Raw genomic sequence first — 22625 nt, 5'->3', positions numbered from 1 at the left:
CATGTCCCTTCATCAAAATCACAATGTCAAAGAGCGACAAAAACCGACGCACCATCAACCCCTCTTACCGGGGCGACCTGTGCGCCTTGCTTTTGGTGACCGTCAGAGCGCTCCGTAGTGGCTCACCCCGTCGGTGGAGTGGCTTCTATGCTCGACCTTCAGATCGGTCAACAAGGTTTTTGCATTTTTGTTTCAAATACGCTGAAACCCGCAGAAATCCGCCGTTTACGGGGCATCAACAGGTGACAGGTATACCGTCCTCATGACCGAATCGACCGCCGAATCGCCGAAACAGGGCCGTGAATCACTCCGGGATCAGGTGCGCAGCGCCGTGATCTGGCGTTCGGGTACCCAGATTCTCGGTCAGATCATCGCCTGGGCGTCGACTTTCCTCGTGATCCGGATGCTCGACCCCAGCGACTACGGCCTGTTCGCCATGACTCAGGTGATCCTGGTCCTGCTCAACATGCTCAACGGCTACGGCCTAGCGAGCGCGATCATCCAGAAGCCCGATGTCGACGATCGCGCAGTGCGCCAGCTGTTCGGCATGCTGCTGCTGCTGAACTTCGGTCTGGGCGCCGCGCAGTTCCTGATGGCTCCGCTCGCCGCAGCCTATTACCGGCAGGATGTCGTCGCCGATCTGCTGCGGGTCCAGGCGCTGCTCTATATCGCCACCCCGTTCATTGCACTTCCCTATGCGCTGCTCGCGCGCGCGATGGATTTCCGCAAACAAGCGCAGGTGAACCTCATCTCCGCGACCGCCGGTGCGTTCGCAGCGCTTGGCGGCGCCTATGCGGGGATGGGTGTATGGACGCTGGTGCTCGCGCCGCTCGTTCTGTTCAGCACGCGCGCGATCGGGATGACCTGGGCGGCGCGCTCGCTGATGTGGCCCAGCTTCGACTTTCGCGGTGCCGGCGGGATGGCGCGCTATGGCGGGCTGATGGCCGCCGGCCAGCTCTTCTGGTTCGTGCAGAGCCAGGCCGATGTCTTCATCGCCGGGCGCCTGTTCGATCCCCACTGGCTCGGCATCTACACCACCAGCCTGTTCCTGACCCAGATCCTGGTCCAGAAATTCATCCCCGCGCTGAACGAGGTCGCCTTCTCTGCCTATTCGCGGATGCAGCATGATGCGGCGGGCGCGACCATCGCCTTCGCCAAATCGATCCGCCTGATCATGGTCGCGGCAATGCCCTTCTATCTGGGTCTCGCCGCTACCGCAGAGCCGATGGTGCATGTCGCGCTGGGGGAGAAGTGGATTCAGGCCGCACCGGTGGTCCAGATCCTGTCACTCGCCATGCCGTTCATGACGCTTCAGATCCTGTTCGCCGCCGCCACCGATGCACGCGGGCGGCCGGGAATCGGCGCGCAGATCTCCGCGATCGGCGCATTCCTGCTGCCCGCAGCCTTCCTGGTCGGGGTGCAATGGGGCGTAATCGGCCTGTCGCTGACCTGGATCGCGGTGTGGCCGGTCTTCCTCGCGATCACCGCCGCACGCAGCCTGCCGGTGATCGGCCTTTCCTGGCGCGACTGGATCGCATCGTTCGCGCCGCCGATGTCTGCGGCGATCGCGATGGCCGTGGCGGTGGTGCTGATCGACCGCGCGCTGCCGCCATTAAGCCCCCTGCCCCATCTGCTGCTGCTGAGCGCAGCGGGGGCAGCGATCTATGGCGCGTGGCTGTGGTTCTTCGCGCGTACAACCGTGGAGGACGCGATCGGGATGATCCGGCGCTGAGCCGGATCAGGCGGACTGTATATAGGCGCGCATCTGCGCCGCTTCCGCCTCGATCCGCTCGATCCGGTACTTTACCAGATCGCCGATGGAGACGAAGCCGAGCAGCGCGCCGCCCTCCACTACCGGCAGGTGCCGGATGCGGCGCTGGGTCATCAGCGACAGCGCGGCGAGCACGGGTTCGTCGCGCGTCACGCTGATCACGGGCGTCGTCATCACGCCGCGCACCTCACGATCGAGCGCGGCTGCGCCCTCATCCTGAAGGCAGTGGATCACGTCGCGCTCGGAGAAAATGCCCACGACCGCGCCGTTCTCAACCACCGGAACCGCGCCGATTCGCCTGGATGCGAGCAGTGCCACCGCCTCGCGGACGGTGGTTCCGCCGCTCACGGTTGTGACATCCTGCCCCTTCCCGCTCAGGATTGCTGCGATCGTCATCGTCAGGCTCCTCTTTCCTGTCTGAGACGGTTGAGAATCCCATGTTTCAGGCCCAATTGAAAGTGATGAAACCCGATCTCGACAATCCCGACTATGCAAAGCTCGCCTGGCGCCGATACCGCCGGATCTTCGGGATCGTCGCGGCGGTCGCATTGCTGTCAGCGATCATCGCGGTGACCGCGCTGTACATCGCGATCGGCGAGTTCCAGCTCCATGCCTCGATCGCGATGACGATCGGCATCGGCCTGTCAGTACTGCTCGGCGGCGCGTTGATGGGCCTTATCTTCCTGAGCTCCGGCACCGGCCATGACGAACGCTCGCGCGACGCGACCGACCGGGATCGTCAGGGCTAGCCAACCCGCGACAGCCTGCGACAGGACTATCGCTTGAGCGTGTAGCTGACGGTAGCCGTACCGTTGTCCGGAACCTCGACCGGCAGCACCCAGCCCCCGGGGCCGCGTTGGATTCCCGCCGGCTTGTCGGCGAGGTCGTAGGGGACGATGATCTGGGCCGTCACCGGCACGTTTCGCGCATTGGCGATATCGACACGCCATTCCTGCCGGCCCGCCGTCTCCTTCACCCGCGTCAGCGTCCACTGAACGTCGGGACTCTGGCCAAGATTCAGCTCGACCGTTTCGCCAACGGCAAGATCGGCGACATCGTCGCTGCCAGCGAGCAAACGGCGGCCCGCAACCGTTTCGAACAACGACAGCCCCCCCGCCGGTAGCGGTACGCCCAGCCCCTTGTCGCTGCTGTTGGTGGAGCGCAGCAGGAACGGCATCGGCTGGGGCGTCGCGTTGCCGCTGGCGACGTTGGCGCGATAGATGCGGTCGAACCTCGCCTCGGGCTGGACGATCATCGCCACCTGCTTTTGGCTTTGCGCGGCAACGGTGACCCGCATCGGCACGCGATAGAGCTTGAGATCGCCCAGCGCCTCGGCCTGCGCCTGAGCCCCTTCGGCAACCGCCACGGTTTCGCCCGACGGCGCCACCGGCGCTGGCGGTGGAGGAGGTGGTGGCGGTGCGGGCATGGCGTAGTCCGCCGATACGACCATTATCGGCGACGACGATTGCAGATTCTGGCGCCGCATGCGCGTTCCCGTCACCACGATGGCCCCTTCGTCACCGCCTCCCCCGCCGAACTGGCGCTCGCGTTTCTGGCGCTCGCGGCGCTGCTTGCGGGTTTCGAAGCTGCCGGCCGCGTTGCGCCCGACCGCATCGAACCGCGACAGGTCCACGCCTCGCGGCATGGGCAGTCGCACAAAATCGCGACGCGGATGCGTACTGGTCGTATCGACCGGCCAGCATTGCAGGTTCAGCGCGGACGCCGGCGGCGGTGGCGGCGGCGTGTTGGGCCGCTTGTTGGGCTTGCCCGCGATCACCTGCAGCCGCGCATCCTTGAAGCTCTGCTGCCCGCCATTCGCGACGGTCAGCCAGGCGAACAGCCCCATCTTCTTCCCGTCCGCCGCCATGTTGCCGACATAGTTGGCCGACCAGTCGAACCCCTGCGCCATATAGGTCAGCTGGATCGTCGCGGTGACGGCGCGGTCGCTGCGCGTCAGGATGGAGAGCGTCGGCCGCGCGGAAAGCGTGTCAGGCACGCCCGAATAGATCATCCGTTCGGGCAGGCCCGAACAGCGCAGCGCCTCGAACCCCTCATCGGTACGAATCAGCACACCGCCATCGGGACCGGACTGGATGATCGCGCTCTGCTCACGCAGCCGGCCGGTCGCCGGATCGGTGCGGCGGATGAGCACACGGCGCTTGAGGTAAGCGTCGGCGAGTCCGGCAGGGGAAATCAGTCGCGCATCGCGATTCTTCTCGCGGACGCCCGAGGGCAGGCCGGTGACGATCGCGGTTTCGGGGAGCAGCCCCTCGGCGACATTCTCGAACCGAAGCTGGCTTTCGCCCTTGGGCAAAGTGATCGTCCGCGTCTCGGTGATCAGCGCATAGCCGCCCGGCCATCCGGCGCGCATCATCCCCGCGTCGCGATAGGGGTCACGATAGATGGTCACCGCGACGTCCGACACTTCCGTCGAGGTCACGGTCTGCCCGCCCGCATGCGCCAGCGACGGCAAGCACAGCATCAGGAGCAGAAGCGAGCGCACCGGCCGCTCAGTACCGCGTGTCGAAGGTCGCCACGAGATCGGCACTGGCGTTGGCGGCGACCGGCACTTTCCATTCCACGCGATCGGCGGAGACGCGTTCGCCGGTGATGCTCTGATCCGTGATCTTCACATCGCCCCAAAGCCCATCCTGCGCCAGGTCGACGGTGACCGGCACGTCGCGCGCGTTGCTCACCGTATAGCGCATCCGCGTGCGCCAGCGGCGGTTGGACAGCTTGGTCCGCTCCTCCACCACGACCTTCACCTTAACGTCGAATGCCTCACCGGTGCGGATCGACATCGACGATCCCATCGGCGTGTGGCCGATGCGGTTCTCGCCGATAAACTGGGGATCGCCGCGCGCGTCGCGCATATATACGCGAACGGTGCCCGCCGGCAGCTGGTCGCCCAGACCGCCATTGCGCGAGGTCGAGAACTTGATCGCGGTAGCGGCGCTGCGCGGCGTGTCGTTGCCGCCCATCCAGCCATTGGTGAACTCATACGCCTTGCGCGCGGGCGACGCCTTGACGTCGAGGAAGCTCACCTGCTTCTGCTGGGCATTGGCGATCGTGGTGCGCTCGGCGAGCGGGTAGAGATAATAGTCGCCCAGCCGCTCGCGCGTGCCGCTCTCGGTTCCCGCCTGCTCGATGGAGGCATCGTCCATCGACGCCATGCGCCCAAAGCGGTTCTGGCCCCCGCCAACATTGCCCGCGACCAGCAACGTGTCGGCATTGGTAAAGGTTGTGCCGGTATTGTTGTTGAGCGTGACCCAGCCCTGCACGTCGATCGTGCCGGCCTTCTCGTCGAACAGCGCGACATAGTCGCTGGTCCAGCCAAGGCCCGGCGTCAGATAGGACAGGCGCGTCGGCACCGCGCCGCTGCGTTCCGCCTGGACCGTCACCGACAAGGTCGGCCGCGCGCGCAGATTCTCGGGCACCTTGTCGAACACCACGCGCACCGGCAGCCCGTCGTCGCGCAGCACCTCGATCCGGTTGCCGATCTGAAGGACGATGCCGCCGTTCGCCGCCAGCACCTTGGCCTGCTCGCGCGTTTCGACGCCGGTCGCGGGATTGGTGCGGACGATGGTGATCACCTGGCCCACCGCCTTTTCCATCAGCTTGTCGGGGCTCAGCAGATCATAGTCGAAATTCTGTTCGACGATGCCGATTCCGGGACCGGACAATGTCACCGTTTCCGGCCGGATCTGCGCCGACACATCGGGGAATTCCTGGCGGCTCCGTCCCTGCGGCACGTTCAGCGTCCGTGCGTCCTGCACCAGCGCGAGATTGTTGTTGTAGATGGTGACGGAGACATCGCCTTGCGCCGAGGGCGCGGGGGCCGTCTGGGCCAACGCGATTCCGGGAAGCGCGGCGCTTGCCGCCGCAAGAGCCAAGGTTAGACGCCGCATCGCACTTCCTTCCGCTATGTGCGGCCACCATCGCCACGGCACAACTCAAGTCAACGGCAAAGCTGTTTCACCCACGAAAAAGGCCGACCCGCTGGGTGCGGACCGGCCCTTGTCTTTCCCCGGATCGGGACGATCACTCCGCCGCGGCGGGCTCCTCGTCCTTCTTCACGCGGCGACGCTTTGGCTTCGCCTCGGCCACCACTTCGCCCTCGACACCCAGCGCCGGGGGCAGGATCGCGGCGATGCCGGCGGCATCGCCCGCATCCTCGATCTCCTCGCGACGCGGACGGCCACGGCGGCGCGGCTGTTCGGCACGCGGCGCTTCATCCTCGTTCGCGGGCGCGGGGTGCTCGCCACCTTCGCCGTCGGCCTGGAAGCCGCCGGCCGGACGGCGATCGCCCCGGTCATTGTTGCGATCATTGCGATCGTTGCGACGGTTGTCGCGCTCGCCACGGTTATCGCGATCCCGATTGTCGCGGCGCGGCTCGCGCTGCTCCTCACGGCGCGGTGCGCGCTCATAACGGTCCTGGCTGCGGCCTTCACCGTCGTCACCGGAATCGCCGTCGCGGGCATTCTCCGCACCGTCGTCATAATCCTCGTCGTCGCCGTCGAAATCGTCGCGATTGCGGCGCTGACGATCCTGCTCCTCGAAGCGCGAACGGCTCTCGGCAAGAACGCGGAAATAGTGATCGGCGAACTGGAGGTAATATTCGGTGTTGACCCGATCACCCGCCATCTGAGCGTCGCGCGCAAGGTTCTTGTATTTCTCAAGAAGCTGCGCCGCGTTGCCACGGGCGCGGTTGTCGATGCGGTTGCCATTGCCCTGGTTGGGGTTGCCACCACCCTGCTGGCGCTGGCCACCACGGCCGCGCCGGCGGCCGTTGTTCGCCTGACGATTGTTCATCAACGTCTGTTTGTCCTGTCCTTAACTCAATCCGCCATCGATCATCAGTGATCCCGGATGCGTGTTACCCCGCACGTCGCGCCGGAAACGGTCCGGAGCGGCGCCCCGCATGGCTGCCGGACATTCAGCAGCGCACATGCCTTGGATTGGGTCGGCGTTCCATTTCAACGATTTAGGTTGAAGGTGCCATCCCCGGGGCCATCCTTAGCCAATGGGGCATCAATCTCCAAGCACAATATTGGTGCCTGGCACCAATAGTTCAACTTGCGGTGATCACGCGATCGCGCCCGCCAAGGTCCTGACGGATTGCCGCGGCCAATCCCGTCGCCCGCACCTGCGCCGACACCGCCTCGCCCTGGGTCCAGCCTATTTCCAGGACCGCGACCCCGCCCGGCGCAAGCAGCCGTGGCAGTTCCGGGACGATGCGGCGATAATCGTCCAGACCGTCGCTGCCCGCGAACAGGGCGCCGGCGGGTTCATGGTCGCGAACCTCCGGCCCCAGTTCCTCTCCGGTGCCGATATAGGGCGGGTTGCAAAGGATCAGGTCGAACCGGCCATCGAGGCCGCAAGCCCAGTCGCCAACACGCAACTCAACCCGCTCCAACAGGTCCAGCCGCTCCGCATTCTCCCGCGCATAGCCGAGCGCCGTCTCGGACGTATCGACTCCCAGCCCACTCGCCGCCGGCCACTCCGCCAGCGCCGCCAGCAGCAGCGTGCCCGGGCCGGTACCCAGGTCGAGCACGCGCTTCGGCCCCTCGCCGCCCGCGAAATGCGCCACCGCCGCCTCGATCAGCGTCTCGCTGTCCGCGCGCGGCACCAGCGCGCCGGGGCCGACGTTCAGTTCGATCGTCCAGAAGCCGCGGCTGCCGGTGATATAGGCGACCGGCTCATGCGCGACCCGCCGCTCGACCAGCGCCGCGAACCCGTCCGGCGCCGGATCGCCCAGCCGGGTCAGCAGCATGGCCTGACGCGACATCCCCAATGCGTGGGCCATCAGCAATTCGGCGTCCAAGCGGGGCGTCTGCGAAAGGATGCGCGCGGCCGCTTCGGCGATAGCGGTACGGACATTGGGGATGTCGGACACTCAACCTACTCCGTCACCCCGGCCCTGTGCCGGGGTCCACCGGGAGGCAAAATCATGGCCTTCAGCCTTCGCGCATCGCTCGCCGCACCGTGGCCCCGGGCACAAGGCCGGGGTGACGATGGGTAGATCGGGCTCATCCGTCCAGCGCCGCCAGCCGCTCGGCCTCGTCCTCGGCGACGAGCGCGCCGATCATCTCGTCCATCTCGCCCTCGAGGATCTCGGGCAGGCGGTGGAGGGTCAGGTTGATGCGGTGATCGGTCACCCGCCCCTGCGGGAAGTTATAGGTCCGGATGCGCTCCGAGCGGTCGCCCGATCCGACCATCGACTTGCGCGCGCCCGACCGCTCGCTCGCCAGCCGCTCGCGCTCCAGCTCATAAAGCCGCGTACGCAGCACCTGCATCGCCTTGTCGCGATTCTTGTGCTGGCTGCGCTGATCCTGCTGGATCACGACCAGCCCGGTCGGGATATGCGTCAGCCGGATCGCCGAATCGGTGGTGTTGACGTGCTGCCCGCCCGCGCCCGAGGAGCGATAGATATCGACGCGCAGATCCTCGTTGCGGATCTCAATATCGACCTCTTCCGCCTCGGGCAGCACCGCGACGGTCGCTGCGGAGGTATGGATGCGCCCGCCGCTCTCGGTCACCGGCACGCGCTGGACGCGATGCACGCCACTCTCGAACTTGAGCTTCGCGAACACACCCTTGCCCGCGACGCTGGCGACGACTTCCTTGTAGCCCCCGGCTTCCGACGTGCTGGCCGAGATCATCTCGACCTTCCACCCCTGCCGCTCCGCATAGCGGGTGTACATGCGCAGCAGGTCGCCCGCGAACAGCCCGGCCTCGTCGCCGCCGGTGCCGGCGCGGATTTCCAGCATCGCCGCGCGCTCATCGGCGGCATCGCGCGGGAGCAGCGAAAGCGCCAGCGCATGCTCGGCCCTTTCGAGCGCGGTCTCGTTCTCGCGCAATTCCTCGTTCGCCATCGCGCGCAACTCGGGATCGCCGTCGCGACTCATCTCGGTCAGGCTCGCCGCTTCCTCGCGCAGCCGTCGCACCTCGCCCGCCGCCGCCGCGACCGGCTCCAGCTCGGCATATTCCTTGGAGACCGCGACGAAGCGGTCCGACGGCAGATCGCCAGTCGCCATCATCGCCTGCAGCTCGTCGCGCCGCGCCTCGATCGCGGCGATCTTGTCGGGCGAGATTCGGGTCATACCGCCGCAAGCACCGCGATCAGCGTCGCCATCGTCTCGGTATCGACCACGTCGCTCTTGAGCGTCCGGCGGTTCACTACCGGCGCATCGTCGCGCACGTCGATCGAGATGATCTCGGCCGGGTTCGACTTGACCGCCTTGTCGTAGCGCTTCTTGGGACTGCCCGTCGCGAACAGCTCGGCCACCACGCCCGCGCGGCGCAGTGATGCGACCAGCTCGATGCCCTTCGCCTCATAGCCCGCCCGCTCGACCACCACGGCAACCTGCGCTTGTTCCGCCGCTGGTGCCTCGGTCAGCATCCCCAGCCGCTCGATCCCCGCGGCCCAGCCTACACCCGGCGTCTCGGGCCCGCCGAGGTTGCCAATCAGCCCGTCATAGCGCCCGCCGGCCAGCACCGTGCCCTGCGCGCCGAGCCGGTCGGTGACGAACTCGAACGCGGTATGGCGATAATAGTCCAGCCCGCGCACCAGCCGCGCGTTGCGCGTCCAGGCGACCCCAGCCGCGTCCAGTCCGCCGGTCACCGCGTCGAAAAAGTCCTTGGCCTCGGCGGTCAGGAACGCGTCGATATCCGGCGCAGAATCCGCCGCCGGGCGATCGCGCGGGTCCTTGGAATCGAGGATGCGCAGCGGGTTCTTCTCCAACCGCGTCAGGCTGTCCTCGGACAGGTCGGCGCGATGGCTCTGGAAATGCTCGATCAGCGCCGCGCGCCACGCGTCACGCGTCTCGGCATCGCCCAGCGTGTTGAGTTGGAGCGTCACCCCATCGGCGATCCCCAGCTCGCGCAGCAGCTGGTCGGCCAGCGTCAGCAGTTCAACATCGGCCGACGGCTCCGCCGCGCCGATGATCTCGGCATCGATCTGGTGAAACTGGCGATAGCGCCCCTTTTGCGGTCGCTCGTAGCGGAACACCGGGCCGTGCGTCGTCAGCTTGAGCGGCGCGTACTGCTGCCAGCCCTCGGTGATGTACGCGCGGCAAATGCCCGCGGTGAATTCGGGCCGTAGCGTCAACAGGTCGTCGCCGCGGTCGGGGAAGGTGTACATTTCCTTCGACACCACGTCCGACGTTTCGCCCATCGATCGTGCGAACACGCCGGTGGATTCGAATACCGGCACCTGCACCTGCTGGAAGCAGTAGAGCCGCCGCACATGTTCGAACGCCTCGACGACGCGTGCGAACCGGCGCTGTTCCTCGCCGAAGATGTCCTGCGTGCCGCGCACGCGCTTGGGGGTCTCGATCCGTGCCATTTGGGGCGGCTATCTATTGGCAGCCGGGACGGAACGCCAGAGGCGGTTTCGCCGCCCCCTTCATTCCACTATAGGCGCCGGGATGACCGCCACCCCTAAGACCGCTCCCAAGACCTTTCACGTCAAGTCGTTCGGCTGCCAGATGAACGTCTATGACGGCGACCGCATGGCCGAACTGATGGCCGCGCAGGGCATGGTCGCGACCGACGACGCCAATGCCGCCGACCTCGTCGTGCTCAACACCTGCCACATCCGCGAGAAGGCGACCGAAAAGGTGTTCTCGGACATCGGCCGCCTGCGCAAGGACGCGCGCCTCAACGATCGCGACGCGCCGATGATCGCGGTCGCGGGCTGCGTCGCACAGGCCGAGGGCGAGGAAATCGTCCGTCGCGCCAAGGTCGACGTGGTGGTCGGCCCGCAGGCCTATCACAATTTACCCGATCTGGTGGCGAAGGCCGCGTCGGGCGCCAGCGCGGTCGATACCGACATGCCGATTGCCAGCAAGTTCGGCGCGCTCCCCGCCCGCCGCCGCGTGCCGCCCTCGGCCTTCCTCACCGTCCAGGAAGGGTGCGACAAATTCTGCACCTATTGCGTCGTGCCCTATACGCGCGGCGCCGAGGTCAGCCGGCCGTTCGATGCGATCGTCGACGAGGCGAAGTCGTTGGTCGACGCCGGCGCGCGCGAGATCACCTTGCTCGGCCAGAACGTCAATGCGTGGGACGATGATGCGGGTACCGGTCTGCACGGCCTGATCCGCGCGCTCGACCGCATCGATGGCCTGCACCGCATCCGCTACACCACCAGCCACCCCAACGACATGAAGGACGGCTTGATCCGCGCCCATGCCGAGGTGGAGAAGCTGATGCCCTTCCTTCATTTGCCGGTGCAGGCGGGCAACGACCGCATCCTGAAAGCGATGAACCGCTCGCACAGCCGCGATTCATACCTGCGCATCCTCGATCGCGTGCGTGAGGCACGGCCCGATATCGCACTGTCGGGCGACTTCATCGTCGGCTTCCCCGGCGAGACCGAGGAAGAGTTCGCCGATACGCTGAGCCTGGTCGACGCGGTCGGCTATGCCCAGTGCTTCAGCTTCAAATACTCGCCCCGCCCCGGCACCCCCGCCGCCGAGATGGACGGCGCGGTCCCCGACGAAGTGATGGCCGACCGCCTCCAGCGCCTGCAGGCCGCGCTCAACCGCGATCAGGCCGCCTTCAACGCCGCCACGCTGGGCAAGAGCTGCACCGTCTTGATCGAGCGAAAGGGCAAACTTCCAGGGCAGATGCTCGGCAAGTCGCCATGGCTGCAATCCGTCCACCTGACGACCGACGCGCAGATCGGCGATCTGGTCCAGGTCGAGATCGTCCGTGCCGACCCCAATTCGCTGGCCGGCGTCGAGACGATAAAGGCGGCGGCCTAAGCTGCGGCGGGCTGATTGATCTTGCCCATCTCTAGATCCATTCGACACCCGTCATAGTCACCCAACAAGGGCTCAGCGCCCTTCTGGTTGCTTTCCAGCCACGCCACCTTGGCGCGGGTGTAGTCGATCATCCCGCCGAGTTGCGCTGCCTTTTCCTCGAGCCGCGCCAACTGCATCCGCATCACCTCGAGGCTGCGCGCCGTCGTCATTCCAGCCTGATATTCCGCCGCCAGAACCGCGATCTCACGCAGCGTAAAGCCTAGCCCCTGCGCCATGCGGATGGCGCGCGCCAGCTCCAGATGCTCGGCGGTGAACAGCTGATAGGGGTTCGATCCGCCCTTGAGACCCGTCTCGGGCGCGAGCAGCCCCTTGCGAATATAGAAGCGCACCGTATCGACGCTCAGCCCCGCACGCTTGGCAAATTCGGAAATCAGCATCCCACACCCTTGACCATGGACTATAGTCCACACTTATATCGTCAGGCTCCAGAGTTCAATCGGAGCCCAAGATGCCAAAAATTGCCCCCAGAACTGCCCTAGTCACCGGTGCCTCGGCCGGGATCGGCGAAGCCACCGTAAAGCGCCTGATCCGCGATGGCTGGACGGTCTATGCCGCCGCCCGCCGTCTCGACCGGATGGAACCGCTCCGCGCGCTTGGTGCCGAGTTGATCCACCTAGACCTGACCGACGACGCCTCTATCGTCGCTACGGTCGAAACGATCCGCACCGCCGCTGGGCGGCTGGACCTGCTCGTCAACAATGCCGGCTATGGCAGTTATGGCGCGCTCGAGGATGTGCCGATGGACGAGGCGCGACAGCAGGTGGAAGTCAATCTGATCGGCCTTGCCCGCCTGTGCCAACTCACGACGCCGCTGATGCGCGCTCAGCAATCGGGAACGATCGTCAACGTCACCTCGGTCGGCGGCAAGTTCGGCGAGCCGTTCGGCAGCTGGTACCACGCCACCAAATTCGCCGTCGAAGGCTTGAGCGACTGTTTGCGCATGGAACTTCGCCCCTTCGGCATCCGCGTCGTGGTGGTGGAGCCCGGCGGGATCCGCACCGAATGGGCGGGTATCGCCGGACAGAGCCTGATCGATCATTCCGGCAAGAGCGACTATGCCCCCTATGCCCTCAAACATGCGGCCCTGCTCAACGGCGCCAACGACATGAGTTTTACTTCGCCGCCCGAGGTGGTGGCGAACACCATCGCCAAGGCCGCAGCTGCGCGGCGTCCACGCATCCGCTATGAGAGCGGCGGCGGCGCGAAGGTCATCCTTTTCCTCGTGCGCTGGCTGCCCGATCGCTGGCTCGACGGGCTGATGTGGCGGATGAGCCAGTCGGCGCGGACCGCCTAGTCCGGCACCACCAGGTGATCGAGCACCCGCGGCAGCAGCTGCTCGGTCGCCGCCTCCAGCTCCTCCGGTCCCGTCCCGAACGCGCCGCTCAGCGCCAGCCCAACAAAGCCGTGGACGATCGACCAGCCGGCGATCGACGGTGCCATCACCGTCAGGTCCGGCCCTTCCCCCGCCCCATCGCCACGCGCGATGCGGTCGAGGATGTCGAACGCGCGGTCGCCGGCCTCGCAGAACGCCGCATCCTCACGGTCGAGCATCGACTTGCGCCACATCAGTTCGAACCGCGCGCGGTTGGCGAGGGCGAAGCGGACATAAGCCATACCGATACCGCGCAGCCGCTCCATTCGGCGTGTGCCCACGTCCCCCGCTTCCAACGCGTCGCCGAAATCGCGAAAGGCACGCGTCGCCACTGCGGTCAACAATCCGCGCGCATCGCCGAAATGATGCCCTGGCGCGGCGGGTGACACGCCCGCACGTCGCGCCGCCTCCCGCAGCGAGAAGCCCTCAACCCCACGTTCTTCGAGGATCGATTCTGCGGCATCGATCAGCGCCTCACGCAGCGCGCCATGGTGATAGGTGCGATTTCCTTCGTCAGCCGCAATCTTGACACTGTTTACATCACGCTTCATATCCGATCTGTACAGTGTTCAGATTGGAGTCGCAACATGCTCGATCCGTCCTTGATCTTCTCCCTCGCCGGCAAGCTCGCGATGCTCGGCTGGCTCTCGCTGATCGTCGCCCTGTTCTTCAAACCGGCACGCCGATACGCCTTCCCCGCCGCGCAGTTCGTCATCCCCGCGATCCTGGCCGTCGGCTATATCCTGATGATCTGGCAGGGTCGCGCCGGGTTCGAAACCGGCGGCTTCGGCTCGATCGACGCGGTCCGCGCGCTGTTCGCCAACGACGCCGCGCTGACCGCCGGCTGGCTTCATTATCTGGCGTTCGACCTGTTCGTCGGCGCGTGGATCAGCCGCGATGCCGCGGACCGGGGCATCTTCCCGCTGATCGTCCTGCCCAGCCTGCCCCTGACCTTCCTGTTCGGCCCGGCCGGGTTGCTCCTCTACCTCGCCGCGCGCACCGCGCTGCCATCGAAGGAAGCCGCGCAATGACCGCGCTTGCCCTCACCCCGCCGCGCCCCGGCGCCCTGTTCGCCGAGTTCGACCGGCGTCATCCGCTGCTCACTCGCTACGGTTTCGCCTTGCTCGCGCTCGGCGCCGTCGCGATGGCGCTGCAGTTCATCGATCCTCGCACGCTGGCGAGCGGGGTGAACGTCTGGGTCAAGCCCGCAAAGTTCTTCATATCGGTCGGCGTGTTCGCGCTCACCTCGGCCTGGTTCATGGGCTATGTGCAGGTTGAGCGCCGGGCGAGCGGGCTGATGCGGGTCACCGCCTGGACACTGATCGCCAGCGGCAGCTTCGAGCTGCTCTATATCAGCTTCCAGGCCGCGCAGGGCCTCGAATCGCACTTCAACCTCAGCACACCCTTCTACATCACCATGTACGCGCTGATGGGCCTCGGCGCGATAATCCTCACCGCCACCACCTTGCCGCTGGCGTGGGAAATCGTCCGCCGTCCCGCGCCCGGTCTCCAGCGCAGCTTCGTCGCGGCGGTCGCGATCGGACTCGTCCTCACCTTCGTTCTCGGCGGCTGGATGGGCGGCTATATGAGCTCGCAGCCCGGCCATGCGGTTGGCCAGGTGGGCGGGAGCGTGCCGGTGTTCGGCTGGAACCGGCTCGGCGGAGACCTGCGCATCGCCCATTTCTTCGGCATTCATGCTGAACAGGCGATCCCGCTGATCGCCGTCGCCGCCGCCAGCCTTCCCCGTCCGGCACGCTGGGCGACCGTCCTGGGCGGCAGCGCAATCTACGCCGCACTCACAATCGGCGTGTTCCTGCAGGCGGTCGCGGCCCGAGCGCTGATCCCGGCCTGATCCTGACTGTTGCGTCCATGCGTCACCCGCGAACCAAAGCGTCCGCGGGTGATTTTGCCCTGTCCTACATCGCCCGGCTCTGCCATCCTCCGGCGCACGACATGCGTAACGGAACTTCCGCACTGAACCCCGGTTTGGCTCCTGACAGCCGCGTGTCGATTTCGCGCGAAAACCCCGCGAATATGTCAACTTCGTCAACCGGCCGTCATGCTCGCGCGCGATGGGAGCGTGACCTTTGTGACTTTTCAACGCCTGAAGGGACCGCATGAGCCGCAAACCGATCCCCGCCCAGCATGGCGAACGTTCACGCGTCGAGGTGACGTTCGACCGACCCCAGCTGCTCCCGCAATTGTTCGGCGAGTATGACAGCAACATCCTGGCGCTCGAGGAGCGACTGGGTGTGTATATCCACGCCCGCGGCCAGCGCGTCGTGATCGAGGGCAGCGCCGAAGCCGTCGCTCACGCCCGCGAAGTCCTCACCGAACTGCACAGCCGCGTGATCCGCGGCGAGGATATCGACACCGGGCTGATCGACGCGGTGATCGCGATGTCGAGCGAGCCGGTCTTCACCGGCATCATCCGCGCCGAGAATGATGAGGGGGCCACGCCGCCCATCATGATCCGCACGCGCAACAAGACGATCGTCCCGCGCTCGCTGACCCAGACCGCGTATATGCGTGCGCTGGTCTCGAACGACATCATCTTCGCGCTCGGGCCGGCAGGTACCGGCAAGACCTATCTGGCGGTGGCGCAGGCGGTGGCTCAGCTCATCACCGGATCGGTCAAGCGCCTGATCCTGTCCCGCCCCGCGGTCGAGGCGGGCGAGCGCTTGGGCTTCCTGCCCGGCGACATGAAGGACAAGGTCGATCCCTATCTGCGCCCGCTCTACGACGCGCTCTACGATTGCCTGCCCGCCGAACAGGTCGAGCGGCGAATCGCGAGCGGCGAGATCGAGATCGCGCCGATCGCCTTCATGCGCGGCCGCACGCTGGCCGACGCTTTCGTCATCCTCGACGAGGCGCAGAACACCACGCCGATGCAGATGAAGATGTTCCTCACCCGCTTCGGCCAGAACAGCCGCATGGTGGTGTGCGGCGACCCCAAGCAGACCGACCTGCCCGGCGGTCCCTCGGCGAGCGGCCTCAACGATGCCGTCAACAAGCTCGAGGGGATCGAGGGACTGGCGATGATCCGCTTCGGCATCGGCGACGTGGTCCGTCACCCGATCGTCGGCCGCATCGTCGACGCGTACGAGGGCGGCGATGCTTGACGTTGCCGTCCAGCGCGAAAGCGACTGGCCCGAACTCGACTGGGACATGATCGGCGCAAATGCGGCGGCAGCGGCCGTCGCGCAGACGCCGTTCGGCGATCTGGCCGATGCCGACGCCGTAATCGAGATCGCGGTGCGCCTGACCGACAATGCCGAGGTACACCAGCTCAACGCTCAGTATCGCGGCAAGGACAAGCCGACCAACGTCCTGTCCTTCCCGATGATCGAGCCCGACCTGATTCAGGCGCTGACGCAGAACAGCGACGATGGCGAGGTGATCCTGGGCGATATCGTCCTGGCACACGGCGTCTGTGCGGCGGAAGCCGAGGAAAAGGGCTTCACGGTGGAGCAACATGCCACGCACCTCATTGTCCATGGGGTGCTGCATTTGCTAGGCTATGATCATCAGGGGGATTCCGAAGCTGAAGCGATGGAGTCGATGGAGCGCGCCGCGCTCGAAACTTTGGGGATCCCCGACCCTTATCTGGTACGCGAGGATTGACCCGGGAAATGGCGGACGGTTCCAGTAGCAACGGGAACGGAGACAGTAGCAGCGAGGGCGGAATATGGCGCGGCCTGCGCACCCTGCTGTTCGGCGAAGAGAATAACGAGACGCTGCGCGAGCGCATCGAGGATGCGATCGACGAGGTCGAGGAGGACGGCGAAGGCAAGCCCGCGAAGAAGGGCGACCTCTCTCCGCTCGAGCGCAAAATGCTGCGCAACCTGCTTCATTTCGGTGAGCGCGACGCGGGCGACGTCGGCGTGCCACGCGCCGACATCATCGCGGTCGAGGAGAAGACCAGCTTCGCCGAGTTGGTCCAGCTCTTTGCCGAGGCGGGCCATAGCCGCCTGCCGGTCTATCGCGAGAAGCTCGATCGGGTGATCGGCATGATTCACATCAAGGACGTGTTCGGTGTCGTCGCCGCCGGCGCCGGTCCGCCCGCCAAGATCAGCGCCTTGATGCGCCAGCCGCTTTACGTCCCGCAGTCGATGGGCACGCTCGACCTGCTCGCCCAGATGCAGGCCAGCCGCACCCATCTCGCCATCGTGCTCGACGAATATTCGGGGACCGAGGGCCTGATCACGATCGAGGATCTGGTCGAGGAAATCGTCGGCGAGATCGACGACGAGCATGACGATGCGCCCGAAGCGCTATTCGTCCCGCTCGACGATGGCGGCTGGGACGCCGATGCCCGCGCCGAGCTGGAAGATGTCGCCGCGGCGATCGATCCGCGGCTGGGCGAAGTCGAAGAGGATATCGAAACGCTGGGCGGCCTCGCCTTTGTGCTGGCGGGGCACGTGCCCCAGGCCGGCGAATGTCTGAACCATCCCAGCGGCTGGACACTGGAAGTACTGGAAGCCGACGCCACGCGCGTTCGCCGCGTCCGCCTCCACCCGCCGGCAGCCCGTGAGGAGCCCGAAGAATGACCCGGTTGCGGAAGATCCTGATCATCGTCGGCGGGCTGATCCTCGTCTTTGGCGGCCTCTATTGGTGGTTCAGCCGTCCCGATGTCGCGAAGCTCGACGCCAACGCGGTGGCCGGCCAGCGCCCGACGATCAGCGCCCCGCGCAACCAGACCATCCCGACGGTGAAGATCGCCGATGCGGTGGGCTGGCCGCAAGGCGCCAAGCCTAGCGCCGCTGCCGGACTTCAGGTCAACGCCTTCGCCACTGGCCTCGATCACCCGCGCTGGATGTACCGCCTGTCCAACGGCGACGTGCTGGTGGCGGAGAGCAATTCGCCGCCGCGCCCGAATGACGGCATCACCAACAAGGTGATGAAGTGGTTGATGGGCCGCGCGGGCGCCGGCGTTCCCTCGGCCAACCGCATCACCTTGCTGCGCGACGCCGATGGCGATGGCGTGGCCGAGGTCCGCTCGGAACTGCTCAATGCCGGCAATGGCCTGGAATCGCCGTTCGGCATGGCCTTGGTCGGCGAGGAACTCTACGTCGGCAATCATAACGCGCTGGTCCGCTTCCCCTTCAAGGTCGGCGAGACCAAGATCACCGCTAAGGCCGAGAAGGTCGTCGATCTGCCCGGCGGCGGTCACTGGACCCGCAGCGTCATCGCCAGCGAAGACGGCAGCACCCTTTATGTCGGCGTCGGGTCGAAGACCAACATCGCCGACGAGGGGATCGAGGTTGAGAAGAACCGCGCGGCGATCCTGTCGGTGGACCCCAAGACGAAGCGCGCGACGATCTTCGCATCGGGCCTGCGCAACCCGGTCGGGATGGCGTTCAACCCCGATACCAAGCGACTTTGGACGGTGGTCAACGAACGCGACATGATGGGGTCGGACATGCCGCCCGACTATCTCACCCAGGTCGATTTCGGCAGCTTCTACGGCTGGCCCTGGCATTATTGGGGCGGGTATGAGGACAAGCGCGTCAGCCCCGGCCGTCCGGACCTGCGCGAATATACCGCTCGGCCGGACTTCGCGCTGGGCGCCCATACCGCCCCGCTCGGCCTGACCTTCGCACAGGATCTTCAGCTTGGTCCAAACTATCTCAGCGGCGCTTTCATCGGCCTGCACGGGTCGTGGAACCGTGTCCCGGCGAGCGGGTACAAGGTCGTCTACGTCCCCTTCGGCGCGCGCGGTCTGCCGGCTCCCGGGGCCAAACCGGTCGATGTGCTCACGGGCTTCCTCGACGCTAATGGCAAGGCGATGGGCCGTCCGGTCGGCGTGACCGCGGACAGGACCGGCGCACTGCTGGTCGCGGACGATGTCGGCAACGTCATCTGGCGGGTCAGTGCGCCGGGCGCGGGCCCCAGGCCCGCACCGTCGCCTAGCGCTCGACCTGCGGCAGCGCGATAAGCTCGGCGCGACTGGTCGCGGCGCGCAGGTTCCAGTCGTCGCCGTCCGCCACCGCGGTGAGGCGGGTCAGCGGCAGACGGACGAAGCGGTCGGGATCGGTGTCCGCGATCTCAACGATCACCGCGTCGATATTGCCCGAGGCATCGGTCTCGACGCGGTGAACGTCGCCCAGATCCTTGCCGGTCACATCGACGAGATCGGCATCCTCGATTTACTTCGTCGTCAGCCCAAAGGCCGTGCCCGGCCCGCTGGCCGAAGGCAGATTGCTGGCCGTCACCGTCGGCGCGGGCCCGGCAACCGCGCCGTTCGGCGTCACTTCGGTCCCCGCTGGTGCTGCGGGCGGATCGTCCGAGCAGGCGGCAATCAGAACGAGCGGCAGTGCGGCGAGTGATCGGATCATCGCGGGTCTCCTCGCCCCTTCAACCCGGCGCTGGACGGACCGTTCCGTCACTCGAGCAGTTTTGGCGCTTCCTTCAGCAACTTCTCGCGGATCTTGCCGGCGAACAACGACAGCATCGGCGGCAGATCGACCTCGGCATGGACACGGTCCTCGAACACCTCAAGCCGGCTCGCCACCGTCTGGCCCATCGCGCTGACGGTGAAATGAAGCGTGTCACCGTCCCAGCGCTCATCCACCGTCCCGCCGCCAGGGAACATGCTCCCGATCTTCCCGACCCCGCCGGCGAGCCGGGCACGGGCGCCATCGCGGCCAAGCTTGTGCGGGATATCGACGGTAACGGGCTGCGCCATGCTGGTTCCTCAACTGTAGTGGCGCACTAATACGCCGCGTGCTTGTATCTGTCACGGTCTGGCCCGATAGCGTTGCGCGATGCAGTTGCCCCGCCCCCGCCTGATCGCGCTGATTGCCGGCGCCGTTTCCGCCACCGCCTTCGCCCCGCTCGACTGGTGGGTTGCCGGACTGATCTGCGTCGCGATCCTGTTGCGGTTGACGCACGAGGCGCCGACGCTGCGGCAGGCGCTGCTGCGCGGATGGCTGTTCGGCGTCGGCCATTTCACCGTGGGCAACAACTGGATCCAGCACGCCTTCACCTATCAGGACAAGATGCCCCCCGCGCTGGGCTATGGCGCGGTGGTACTGCTCGCGCTCTACCTCGCCATCTATCCGGCGATTGCGATGGGCCTGGCCTGGCGGTTCGGACGGGGCGGAGTGGCGCTGCTGCGCAAACCCGACCTGCCCTTCATCCTCGTTGCGGGCGCGGCCTGGACCGTCACCGAATATCTGCGCGGGGTGCTGTTCACCGGCTATCCGTGGAACCCGCTGGGCGTGATCTGGCTGCCCGTTCCCGGCATCGCCCAGACCGCCGCCTGGATCGGTACCTATGCGCTGTCGGGCCTGACCGTGGCGGTCGCGGGCAGCCTGTATCTGGCGACCCGGCGGGAGTTCCGGCCGATCGCCGGCGTGGCGGTCGCGGGCGGCGCGGCGGCGCTGCTGCTCAACCCCGCCGTCATTCCGCCACGCACCGGCGCGCCGCTGGTCCGCGTGCTCCAGCCCAATATCGGTCAGGAAACGACCCTCGACGGCACTCGGGCCGAGAAGTCGCTGACCGCGCTGACCGCGCTGTCAAACGATCGGGAGACGATCCTGCCCGGCGGCCCCGTCCCCCGGCTGATCGTCTGGCCCGAGGGCGCGGTCGATTACTGGATCGAGGACGGCTATCCGCCCGAATGGTACAGCCGTAACGACCCGCGCACCGTGCGGCGGATGATCGCGATGACGCTGGGGCCCAAGGACATGGCGCTGGTCGGCGGCACCGGGCTGTCGTTCGGCGCCGACAAGCAGCTCGACGCCGCGACCAATTCCGTGTTCGCGATCGACCCGACAGGCACCATCCGCGGCCGATACGACAAGGCGCATCTGGTGCCCTATGGCGAGTATCTGCCGATGCGCTCGCTGCTCCAGCCGTTGGGCCTGTCCCGGCTGGTGATGGGCGATGTCGACTATGCCTCGGGTCCGGGGCCGGGGACGGTCGACGTGCCGGGATTCGGCAAGGTCGGGATGCAGATCTGTTACGAGATCATCTTCTCGGGCCAGACGGTCGATCCGAACAACCGGCCCGCGATCCTGTTCAACCCGTCCAACGACGCCTGGTTCGGCGCCTGGGGTCCGCCCCAGCATCTCGCCCAGGCGCGGATGCGGGCGATCGAGGAAGGGCTGCCGATCCTGCGATCGACCCCGACCGGTATCTCCGCGATCATCGATGCGCATGGCCGGATCGTCGCGGCAGCGGGAATGGGCGAGGCGAAGGCGATCGAGGCTCCGATGCCCGAAGCCCGTCCCGCCACCTTCTTCTCCCGGGTCGGCAACTGGATGGTCTGGCTGAGCGCAACGCTGCTGTTGGCTATCGCAATTGCCATTCGACGCTTCGCCCGCTAGTGGGCCGCATATAACAAAAGCTTTATATCATCCACTTTCCAAATCGGGCATGGCAACGGCCTGAGCATCACGAGGAAAATCATGCGTTCCAGCTATCTCTTCACGTCCGAATCGGTTTCCGAGGGTCATCCCGACAAGGTCGCCGACCAGATTTCCGACGCGATCGTCGATCTGTTCCTGTCCAAGGACCCCGAGGCGCGCATCGCCTGCGAAACGCTGACCACCACCCAGCTCGTCGTGCTGGCCGGTGAAATCCGCGGCAAGGGCATCATGGACGAGGCCGGCAACTGGGCCCCGGGCGTCAAGGACGAGGTCGAGAAGGCCGTTCGCGATACCGTGAAGAAGATCGGCTACGAACAGTCGGGCTTCCATTGGGAGACGCTGCGCTTCGAGAACAACCTGCACCCGCAGTCGGCGCACATCGCGCAGGGCGTGGACGCCAGCGGCAACAAGGACGAAGGCGCGGGCGACCAGGGCATCATGTTCGGCTATGCCGCCGACGACACGCCCGACCTGATGCCGGCGACGCTCTACTACAGCCACAAGATCCTCGAGCAGATGGCGGCCGACCGCCATTCGAAGAAGGCGCCGTTCCTCGAGCCCGACGCCAAGAGCCAGGTCACGCTGCGCTACGAGGGCAGCAAGCCCGTCGCCGCGACCGCGATCGTCGTTTCGACCCAGCATGCGCCGGGCTATGACGAGGGCGACAAGGAAGCCGAGCTGCACGCCTATGTGAAGGCGGTGGTCGCCGAGGTGATCCCGGCCGCGCTGCTCAGCGACGAGACCGTCTACCACATCAACCCGACCGGCAGCTTCGAGATCGGCGGCCCTGACGGCGATGCCGGCCTGACCGGCCGCAAGATCATCGTCGACACCTATGGCGGCGCTTCGCCCCATGGCGGCGGCGCGTTCAGCGGCAAGGACCCGACCAAGGTCGACCGTTCGGCGGCGTACATCACCCGCTATCTCGCCAAGAACATCGTCGCCGCCGGCCTGGCCCAGCGCTGCACGATCCAGCTGGCCTATGCCATCGGCGTTTCGAAGCCGCTGTCGCTCTATGTCGACACGCACGGCACCGGCACCGTCGGCGACGACAAGATCGAGGAAGCGATCCAGGGCATCGAGAAGCTGGGCGGCCTGACCCCGCGCGGCATCCGCACCCATCTGGGCCTCAACAAGCCGATCTACCAGAAGACCGCGGCGTACGGCCATTTCGGCCGCAAGGCCGAGGGCGACTTCTTCCCCTGGGAGAAGACCGACCTGGTCGAGGATCTGAAGGCCGCGCTGGCCTGATCCTCCGGCAACGGACACGGAAGGCGGCG

At 66.4% G+C, this 22625-nt stretch carries 24 protein-coding genes; 12 read left to right on the top strand and 12 right to left on the bottom strand.

Annotation, left to right across the window (positions count from 1 at the left end):
• The first annotated feature begins 262 nt into the window (after positions 1–262).
• Positions 263–1732 (top strand): lipopolysaccharide biosynthesis protein, encoded by a 1470-nt coding sequence (locus AC07M1_RS19330; protein ID WP_495164278.1) that lies wholly within the window; start codon positions 263–265, stop codon positions 1730–1732.
• 6 nt (positions 1733–1738) lie between these two features.
• Here AC07M1_RS19330 and AC07M1_RS19325 read toward each other — a convergent pair whose 3' ends face one another.
• Positions 1739–2167 (bottom strand): CBS domain-containing protein, encoded by a 429-nt coding sequence (locus AC07M1_RS19325; RefSeq protein WP_495164277.1) that lies wholly within the window; start codon positions 2165–2167, stop codon positions 1739–1741.
• Positions 2168–2232: 65 nt separating this feature from the next.
• On the opposite strand from AC07M1_RS19325, the gene AC07M1_RS19320 reads away from it, so the two are divergent.
• Positions 2233–2520: a hypothetical protein gene (locus tag AC07M1_RS19320; protein WP_495164276.1), complete on the top strand. Its 288-nt coding sequence runs from the start codon at positions 2233–2235 to the stop codon at positions 2518–2520.
• 26 nt (positions 2521–2546) lie between these two features.
• On the opposite strand, the gene AC07M1_RS19315 is transcribed toward AC07M1_RS19320, so the two are convergent.
• The 6 genes from AC07M1_RS19315 to hisS all read right to left on the bottom strand — a co-directional run bounded on the left by AC07M1_RS19315 (position 2547) and on the right by hisS (position 10118).
• Positions 2547–4274 (bottom strand): DUF4139 domain-containing protein, encoded by a 1728-nt coding sequence (locus AC07M1_RS19315; protein WP_495164275.1) that lies wholly within the window; start codon positions 4272–4274, stop codon positions 2547–2549.
• 7 nt (positions 4275–4281) lie between these two features.
• Positions 4282–5679 carry a DUF4139 domain-containing protein gene (locus AC07M1_RS19310; protein WP_495164274.1) on the bottom strand — a complete coding sequence of 466 codons (1398 nt, stop codon included), beginning with the start codon at positions 5677–5679 and terminating at the stop codon, positions 4282–4284.
• 133 nt (positions 5680–5812) lie between these two features.
• The gene (locus AC07M1_RS19305; RefSeq protein ID WP_495164273.1) at positions 5813–6583 is read right to left on the bottom strand and encodes a DUF4167 domain-containing protein; all 771 of its coding nucleotides are present in this window, start codon (positions 6581–6583) and stop codon (positions 5813–5815) included.
• 259 nt (positions 6584–6842) lie between these two features.
• Positions 6843–7658 (bottom strand): peptide chain release factor N(5)-glutamine methyltransferase, encoded by an 816-nt coding sequence (gene prmC, locus AC07M1_RS19300; RefSeq protein ID WP_495164279.1) that lies wholly within the window; start codon positions 7656–7658, stop codon positions 6843–6845.
• Positions 7659–7800: 142 nt separating this feature from the next.
• The gene (prfA, locus tag AC07M1_RS19295) at positions 7801–8874 is read right to left on the bottom strand and encodes a peptide chain release factor 1 (protein ID WP_495164272.1); all 1074 of its coding nucleotides are present in this window, start codon (positions 8872–8874) and stop codon (positions 7801–7803) included.
• Entirely contained in the window at positions 8871–10118 is a 1248-nt protein-coding gene (gene hisS / locus AC07M1_RS19290) for a histidine--tRNA ligase (protein ID WP_495164271.1), read from the bottom strand. Before hisS ends, prfA begins: the two co-directional genes overlap by 4 nt.
• Before the next feature lie 82 nt (positions 10119–10200).
• On the opposite strand from hisS, the gene miaB reads away from it, so the two are divergent.
• Entirely contained in the window at positions 10201–11538 is a 1338-nt protein-coding gene (miaB, locus tag AC07M1_RS19285; protein WP_495164270.1) for a tRNA (N6-isopentenyl adenosine(37)-C2)-methylthiotransferase MiaB, read from the top strand.
• Here the strand turns inward: miaB and AC07M1_RS19280 are convergent.
• Entirely contained in the window at positions 11535–11975 is a 441-nt protein-coding gene (locus AC07M1_RS19280; RefSeq protein WP_495164269.1) for a MerR family transcriptional regulator, read from the bottom strand. The genes miaB and AC07M1_RS19280 overlap by 4 nt on opposite strands.
• A 71-nt stretch (positions 11976–12046) precedes the next feature.
• Here AC07M1_RS19280 and AC07M1_RS19275 point away from each other — a divergent pair, with 71 nt between their 5' ends.
• The gene (locus tag AC07M1_RS19275) at positions 12047–12892 is read left to right on the top strand and encodes an oxidoreductase (protein ID WP_495164268.1); all 846 of its coding nucleotides are present in this window, start codon (positions 12047–12049) and stop codon (positions 12890–12892) included.
• Here AC07M1_RS19275 and AC07M1_RS19270 read toward each other — a convergent pair.
• Positions 12889–13521: a TetR/AcrR family transcriptional regulator gene (locus AC07M1_RS19270; protein ID WP_495164267.1), complete on the bottom strand. Its 633-nt coding sequence runs from the start codon at positions 13519–13521 to the stop codon at positions 12889–12891. The two genes, AC07M1_RS19275 and AC07M1_RS19270, sit on opposite strands and share 4 nt — an antisense overlap.
• A 36-nt stretch (positions 13522–13557) precedes the next feature.
• Here AC07M1_RS19270 and AC07M1_RS19265 point away from each other — a divergent pair, with 36 nt between their 5' ends.
• The 6 genes from AC07M1_RS19265 to AC07M1_RS19240 all read left to right on the top strand — a co-directional run bounded on the left by AC07M1_RS19265 (position 13558) and on the right by AC07M1_RS19240 (position 18908).
• Positions 13558–14001, top strand: a complete 444-nt coding sequence (locus AC07M1_RS19265; protein ID WP_495164266.1) for an ABA4-like family protein — start codon at positions 13558–13560, stop codon at positions 13999–14001.
• Complete coding sequence (locus AC07M1_RS19260; RefSeq protein WP_495164265.1) at positions 13998–14822, top strand: hypothetical protein; 825 nt, start codon at positions 13998–14000, stop codon at positions 14820–14822. Before AC07M1_RS19265 ends, AC07M1_RS19260 begins: the two co-directional genes overlap by 4 nt.
• A 265-nt stretch (positions 14823–15087) precedes the next feature.
• Entirely contained in the window at positions 15088–16092 is a 1005-nt protein-coding gene (locus AC07M1_RS19255) for a PhoH family protein (protein WP_495164264.1), read from the top strand.
• The gene (gene ybeY / locus AC07M1_RS19250) at positions 16085–16594 is read left to right on the top strand and encodes an rRNA maturation RNase YbeY (RefSeq protein ID WP_495164263.1); all 510 of its coding nucleotides are present in this window, start codon (positions 16085–16087) and stop codon (positions 16592–16594) included. The genes AC07M1_RS19255 and ybeY overlap by 8 nt, the downstream gene beginning before the upstream one ends.
• 8 nt (positions 16595–16602) lie before the next feature.
• A complete protein-coding gene (locus AC07M1_RS19245; RefSeq protein WP_495164262.1) occupies positions 16603–17520 on the top strand; it encodes a hemolysin family protein in 918 nt (305 codons plus the stop codon).
• A complete protein-coding gene (locus AC07M1_RS19240) occupies positions 17517–18908 on the top strand; it encodes a PQQ-dependent sugar dehydrogenase (RefSeq protein ID WP_495164261.1) in 1392 nt (463 codons plus the stop codon). The genes AC07M1_RS19245 and AC07M1_RS19240 overlap by 4 nt, the downstream gene beginning before the upstream one ends.
• On the opposite strand, the gene AC07M1_RS19235 is transcribed toward AC07M1_RS19240, so the two are convergent.
• Genes AC07M1_RS19235 through AC07M1_RS19225 form a run of 3 tightly spaced genes read right to left on the bottom strand, consistent with a single transcriptional unit; the run spans position 18880 to position 19658 of the window.
• The gene (locus AC07M1_RS19235; RefSeq protein WP_495164260.1) at positions 18880–19095 is read right to left on the bottom strand and encodes a hypothetical protein; all 216 of its coding nucleotides are present in this window, start codon (positions 19093–19095) and stop codon (positions 18880–18882) included. The genes AC07M1_RS19240 and AC07M1_RS19235 overlap by 29 nt on opposite strands.
• Positions 19096–19119: 24 nt before the next feature.
• Complete coding sequence (locus AC07M1_RS19230) at positions 19120–19308, bottom strand: hypothetical protein (RefSeq protein WP_495164259.1); 189 nt, start codon at positions 19306–19308, stop codon at positions 19120–19122.
• Positions 19309–19355: 47 nt separating this feature from the next.
• Positions 19356–19658 (bottom strand): polyhydroxyalkanoic acid system family protein, encoded by a 303-nt coding sequence (locus AC07M1_RS19225; protein ID WP_495164258.1) that lies wholly within the window; start codon positions 19656–19658, stop codon positions 19356–19358.
• A gap of 79 nt (positions 19659–19737) precedes the next feature.
• On the opposite strand from AC07M1_RS19225, the gene lnt reads away from it, so the two are divergent.
• Positions 19738–21303 (top strand): apolipoprotein N-acyltransferase, encoded by a 1566-nt coding sequence (lnt, locus tag AC07M1_RS19220; RefSeq protein ID WP_495164257.1) that lies wholly within the window; start codon positions 19738–19740, stop codon positions 21301–21303.
• A gap of 81 nt (positions 21304–21384) precedes the next feature.
• On the top strand, positions 21385–22596 hold the full coding sequence (gene metK, locus AC07M1_RS19215; RefSeq protein WP_495164256.1) for a methionine adenosyltransferase: 1212 nt from the start codon (positions 21385–21387) through the stop codon (positions 22594–22596).
• Positions 22597–22625: the final 29 nt, after the last annotated feature.

It is taken from the genome of Sphingomonas sp. GW821-FHT10C01 (genome assembly GCF_059415525.1).
Note: the sequence above shows the minus strand (reverse complement) of the source record. Positions and strands in the feature narration are given on the sequence as shown.